Origin of the sequence: Psychrobacter sp. MF31, from assembly GCF_012847335.1 — a bacterium.
Classification (GTDB): Bacteria; Pseudomonadota; Gammaproteobacteria; order Pseudomonadales; family Moraxellaceae; genus Psychrobacter.
Genome location: NZ_JABBDX010000010.1, coordinates 45626 through 51625, shown reverse-complemented (window position 1 = coordinate 51625; position 6000 = coordinate 45626). Strand labels below are relative to the sequence as shown.

General features: G+C 38.1%; 6 protein-coding genes. 1 reads left to right on the top strand and 5 read right to left on the bottom strand.

Going from position 1 to position 6000, the window contains the following annotated elements; genetic code table 11:
• Positions 1-116: 116 nt before the first annotated feature.
• Complete coding sequence (tet(H), locus tag HF322_RS11245) at positions 117-1298, bottom strand: tetracycline efflux MFS transporter Tet(H) (RefSeq protein WP_015589629.1); 1182 nt, start codon at positions 1296-1298, stop codon at positions 117-119.
• A 91-nt stretch (positions 1299-1389) separates the two neighbouring features.
• Here tet(H) and tetR(H) point away from each other — a divergent pair, with 91 nt between their 5' ends.
• Complete coding sequence (gene tetR(H), locus HF322_RS11240) at positions 1390-2013, top strand: tetracycline resistance transcriptional repressor TetR(H) (protein ID WP_006248868.1); 624 nt, start codon at positions 1390-1392, stop codon at positions 2011-2013.
• Between the two features lie 2 nt (positions 2014-2015).
• On the opposite strand, the gene HF322_RS11235 is transcribed toward tetR(H), so the two are convergent.
• The 4 genes from HF322_RS11235 to HF322_RS11220 all read right to left on the bottom strand — a co-directional run bounded on the left by HF322_RS11235 (position 2016) and on the right by HF322_RS11220 (position 5922).
• Positions 2016-2438, bottom strand: a complete 423-nt coding sequence (locus HF322_RS11235; protein ID WP_219848223.1) for a hypothetical protein — start codon at positions 2436-2438, stop codon at positions 2016-2018.
• Between the two features lie 154 nt (positions 2439-2592).
• A complete protein-coding gene (locus HF322_RS11230) occupies positions 2593-3477 on the bottom strand; it encodes an Mph(E) family macrolide 2'-phosphotransferase (RefSeq protein WP_000155092.1) in 885 nt (294 codons plus the stop codon).
• 55 nt (positions 3478-3532) lie between these two features.
• Entirely contained in the window at positions 3533-5008 is a 1476-nt protein-coding gene (msr(E), locus tag HF322_RS11225) for an ABC-F type ribosomal protection protein Msr(E) (RefSeq protein WP_000052512.1), read from the bottom strand.
• A 638-nt stretch (positions 5009-5646) separates the two neighbouring features.
• A complete protein-coding gene (locus HF322_RS11220; protein ID WP_169393551.1) occupies positions 5647-5922 on the bottom strand; it encodes a mobilization protein MobS in 276 nt (91 codons plus the stop codon).
• Positions 5923-6000 lie beyond the last annotated feature (78 nt).

Sequence of the window (6000 nt, the reverse complement as noted above, 5' to 3'; positions counted from 1 at the left end):
TTACCATACTCCTGCACAGGTTTATCTGGCTAACAATAGTTCGGATAATAAATCGTTTTATCAACCCAACTCTATCTTAATTTTATGATAATTTGGTCTAGACATTGGGGAGTACCTTAAGGTGTGGTTTTTCTTTGGTGAAAATAAGCGGTAATAAGCAACATAGCATAAAGTATTGCCCCCATCAGCCATAACAGACCATCCCAATAAGCGACGCTATAACTATAAATAAAGGCAAATAAAAGGGGACCAATGATCCCGGTAATATTGGTTAGGCTCACCAGAGTACCTTGTAATTTCCCTTGCGCATTATCATCGACAGATTTTGATAAATAACCTTGTAATGCGGGTTGCCCCATACCTCCTGCCGCTAAGCAAATTAATGCTGGTAAGATGACCCAAACGTGGCCTATCCACGCTAATAATAAACAGCCCATCATATCAATAGACATACTGATCATAATGGTGGTTTTTTCGCCCCATTTTTGTGCCAATTTCCCAGCGACAATCGCCTGAAAGAAAATATGTAATACACCCAGAACCGCCAAAGACATACCGATAGAAGTTGTGTTCCAATCAAAACGATATTGTGTAAACAGCACCCAGATGGTGGCAGGAATTTGCCCGATAAGCTGGATAATAAAATAGGTTGCTAACCAAAAGTAGAGGCTTTTCTTAAAAAAAACAGTGACTGTATTTGAGGCAGTTTGGTTTTCAGGTGTCCTATTGGCAACAAGCGCTTCTCTTTTTTGTGTTTCTCGGAAAAAGAGCAAAGAGAGTATTAATAATATCGAGTGTGAAATAGCGGCAAAAATAAATGGCATATGAGCACTGATATCACCTAATAATCCCCCTAGCATTGGGCCGATAATAAGGCCAACACCAAAAGCACCACCTAAGAAACCAAAATAGCGAGTTCGATTTTTAGCGGGAGTCACATCACTCATCGCTGATGCACATACGGCACCTGTTGCGCCTGTGATCCCCGCAATGATGCGCCCAATATAGAGCATCCAAAGTGTGGTTGAGAATGCCATTAAAAGATAGTCGAGTGCCGCGCCTAAAAGGGAAAACAGCAAGATGGGTTTTCTGCCGTATTTATCAGACAGTCGTCCTAGAATAGGAGCAAAAATAACCTGCATGGTAGCATAGAGCGCTAATAGCACACCGTAATGGGTTGCCAGTGAATTTTCACTGACAAATTCATTTAATAGAGTAGGGAGTACTGGCATGATAAGCCCGATACCAATGGCATCTAATACGGTGATCAGCAGTATAATAATAATTGATTTATTCATTGAGATCCTAAAAATCTATCAGTGATAGAGTGGGTGTAAAATATCTCTATCAGTGATAGATTGTCAAGGCTATTTTATTTTGAGGTAGGTAATGGCAAAGCTAGATAAAGAACAAGTTATTGATAATGCGTTGATTTTACTTAATGAAGTTGGTATTGAAGGATTAACAACGCGTAAGCTGGCGCAAAAAATAGGTGTGGAACAACCCACATTGTATTGGCATGTAAAAAATAAACGCGCTTTGTTAGATGCATTAGCAGAAACTATTTTGCAAAAGCACCATCATCATGTTTTGCCATTGCCGAATGAAACATGGCAGGACTTTTTGCGAAATAACGCGAAAAGCTTCCGCCAAGCCTTATTAATGTATCGTGATGGTGGCAAAATTCATGCGGGAACACGCCCCTCTGAAAGTCAATTTGAGACATCAGAACAGCAACTACAGTTTTTGTGTGATGCTGGGTTTAGTCTATCTCAAGCCGTGTATGCATTAAGCTCTATTGCGCATTTTACATTAGGCTCCGTACTGGAAACTCAAGAGCATCAAGAAAGCCAAAAAGAGCGTGAAAAAGTAGAGACGGATACTGTTGCCTATCCGCCATTATTAACCCAAGCCGTTGCAATTATGGATAGTGATAATGGTGATGCTGCATTTTTGTTTGTCCTTGATGTGATGATCTCTGGACTTGAAACAGTATTAAAGAGCGCTAAATAAATCTAAATTCGCTGACGCCCTTTTTGGCTAATTAGTTGCCCTTGTATGTCAGCGATACCAATGTGAGCAATACAACCTGCATTAAATTGTAAATAGTCATCTTCGATGCCATCAGAGAAAATTACGCCATTCTCTGGCATCAAAGATCCTAATTGCAGTGGTGAGTCAGGCTCAATAGTGCCAAAAGTCAGTGCAACACCTGTTGTTCTACTTGGAAATGGCTCTCTTACACTAAATTGTAGCTTTCGATCACTCCAGCTAAAGCCTTGTAATAGAGGGTGCGAAGCTTCTCCTGTAATTGCCATCGCACCAGCAAGAATAGATTGAAACCACCCCGTTGATCCCAATCCTGTTGATACAATAATGCCTGATGAAGATTGCACTTCTTCAGCGCCATTCCATTGCAAAATATACTGTGCGGGCACCGCTGCATTCAGGTTACTTCACATAAGAAATTTTATGTTAAATGATTGTTAGAAATGCCCCTTGATCGAGGCATTTTCTATAAAGAATACTAAAAACTAATTAAAGCCAACCAAGTTTCAAAACAAGGCAGTTCTCAGCAATCATATTTTTAAATTATATAACTCCCAACTGAGCTTTTGCTCCAACGATAAGGCTTTCATTTTGAGTTTCTAAGGCAAATAAACCATACATCAAAGGAGAGGCCGCTGCTCTTTCTAAAGTCTGTTCATATAGTTTATTCCAAACTTTACCCCCTAGTTTTTCATACTCGATGATTAGAGTTTTGAGGCTTTCTTCTCCAAACAAAGTTACATGCCCAGCAAAATCAATCGCTGGGTCATCTATATGGGCTGTTGACCAATCAATAACGCCTGAAACAGCTCCATCCTTTGAAGCTAGTACATGCCCAGCATATAAATCGCCATGTATAAATTGGGTGAAATCTGCCCATAGAACATCATTATCCAACCATTTTCTGTAGCGGGTTTCCAATTGCTCACTTATACCAATTTCAGATTTTACTAACTGCAAATTGTTTGCTATTTCAGGTCTTAAATCTGAAGGTTTCATAATTTTCAAATCATTTTCCCGAACTTCTTTTTCAGGAATACTATGGATTTCAAATAAGGTTTTTGCCAAAGATGTTATGTATTTCGGGCTATCTTTGTCCATATTCCAAATTATTTCATAGGTTTCAGCATCCAAATTTAAAACAGGATTATCTTTAAGTATGGGATAAGCCACTAATTCTGTAGATGAAATTCTCCAATCAGGAACCTCTACAGAAAGATGTTTTTTTACCAATTCTAAAATGCGTTTTTCTTTCTTGATTTGTTCCCTCATGCCATCACGACGAGGAATACGCAGCAACCATTGTTGCCCCTTTGTATCAAGAGCAAAAACGACCTTAAAATCAATGCCCATTTCATTGAAATTCATTTTGTCCGTAAGCAACAAGCCGTGTGCTTCAGCAAGTGATTGAATATCTTGAATTGTCATTTTTAATTTCCTTTAAAGAGTTCAATAATTAATGTTCGGATTAGATTGGCTATCATTAACAATCTCTCTCAAAAGTCTTGATGATTTTGTGGTCTTTGATCTCGTAGATAATGTCAGCAATATTATCGACCAATTGCTTGTCATGAGATACGAAGATAATAGTTCCTGCATAGGACTTCATCATTGTTTCTAATGCGGCAATACTTTTTAGGTCAAGATAGTTTCCTGGTTCATCCATAAGCAAAATATTATATTTTCCTAAAAGCATTTTGGATAAAAGCAGTTTGATGATTTCACCTCCCGATAAGTCGGATAAGTTTTTTTGAATATCATTCGCTCCGATCCCCATTGAAGCCAATACTGCACGAATTTCCGCAACTGTGTACTCGCACTCTTCCTGCATAAAGGAGAGCACAGATTTATGCGTGTTAAATTTATATCCTGTTTGTGTAAAGTAGCCAATTTCAGCTTTTGGAGATATGGTTAATCCATCAGCACGTTCTGATATCATTTTTAACAAGGACGTTTTCCCTGTTCCATTCGATCCAGTTATAGCGACTTTAGCGCCAAGCGGTATTATAAAGTTAGCGTCATCAAAGATAGTACGGCTACCAAATTTTAAGCTCAGACCATCTGCCGTAATCGGGAACTTATTGTGCAGTTCTAGGGCTGAACTTTGACGAAAACGAATAGAACGCAAATGCTCTGGTGCTTGAATATCTTCTAATGCAGCCAAACGCTTTTCCATACTCTTAGCTGCCTGATACAGTTTTCTTTGCTTGGTGCCAGTCATTTTTGCATGCCCAAGTCGTCCAGCACTTTCGGTAGAGTTTTTGGATTTTTCTCCTTTTTTCTTATTGTCTAATCGATTAGCTTGCTGGCGTTTTTCTTGCACAGCAGATTCTAATCGCTCCCGTTCCTTCATCATCAGCTCATATTCTACGGCTTGGTGTTGTCGCTCTTCTTCTTTTTGACGCAAGTAATCCGAGTAACCACCCCAATATTCCGTAATTTTACCGTCTTTTAACTCCCATATCTTGTCTACAACCATATCAAGAAAATATCGGTCATGACTGATAACAAGTAATGCTCCATCAAATGCTTTAAGTTGACCAATAAGTAGATCTATTCCATTGAGATCAAGGTGGCTGGTTGGTTCATCCGCTAGAATGCCATGTACTTGTTGGGAAAATGCGGCAGCAATTTTTGCACGAGTTTCCTCTCCGCCACTCATTGTGTCGTTTTGTACATTGGAAACACCAAGGCGAGATAACATTGCCCGGTCTTCGACCGTTTCTATTTCGATTCCGCCCAGTTGGCTGATATGTGCAAAATCACCAAAACGCTGTAATGTCGCTTCGGCTAAAACAATTTCGCCATTAAGTACTTTGAGTAAACTACTCTTTCCTGCTCCGTTATCACCCACAAGACCAATACGGTCATAAGAGTGAATTTCCAATTCATCAATATCCAAAACATCACGCCCAGCATAATCCAAGCGTATGTTTCTCGCTTTAATAATTAAACTCATTTTTATTTACTCCTGTTTAGCTCTTGAAATTTTTTATGCAGCAAACAGGATTTAGGTGAAAACAAAAGCTAGCATCACAGTGTCCTCCCAAAAAAAAAGCTATTCATCCACAGGGTGGACAAATAGCTAGTCAATTAAGTTATAACTGGAAACTATGCACTAAAAGCATACTTATAAATTAAGCATACTTTTACTTTATATATCCGCATATATTCTTAAAGACACAACAAAAGCCCACCATTATAAAATAGTGTCACTATGCAAATAGTTGTGTCTTAACGAATGCGGATAGAATGCATAAACTTACCTAAAAAATAAAATTCAGTTTTATGATAACTTTACTGTTAAAAGAAGTCAAGACAACCTTGTTTTATGCTTGGATATAAGGCTTATTTTAAAATAATAGTAGTGAAGATTTTCTAAAATTAACATAATACACCTTATGCGAAATTAGAAAAATGAGTTTATTGCACTGATATTTATCTGTTTTTTAAATTTTAGACCTGGGTTGGTGACCAGGTTTTTTTATTGCGTATAACAGACGTTGGAAGTCATTTTTCACTGGTTCATACCTTATGATCAAAGTCTGTGGTCAATTAATTTCATACAATTTAGAATGATAGACGAGAGAATGCTAATTATATAGCCGATGCTTTACTCCTAAGCTCCTTCACTAAGTCTACCATCAACTCCTTATCCGTCTGTCTGCTCAAAAAATCCAGCAAATTATCAGCCGTATATTCCTTTAAACCATGTACAGAATCCTTCTCTAAAGCATCTACAAGAAAAGCACCCAGCAGTATTTTCTGCCGTGTCAGCTTCTTATCCAGTTTTTGCTTCTCCCTATTTATCTTAAGTTCAAGCTCGTTAATCTTTTGCTGTTCCTTTAAATCATTACCACCTAGTAAACTCATATCAAATCCTTAAATTATCAAAATTATAGTTCTTCCAACTATAGCAACTTCGCTAATACCTAACAACAGTTTATGGTA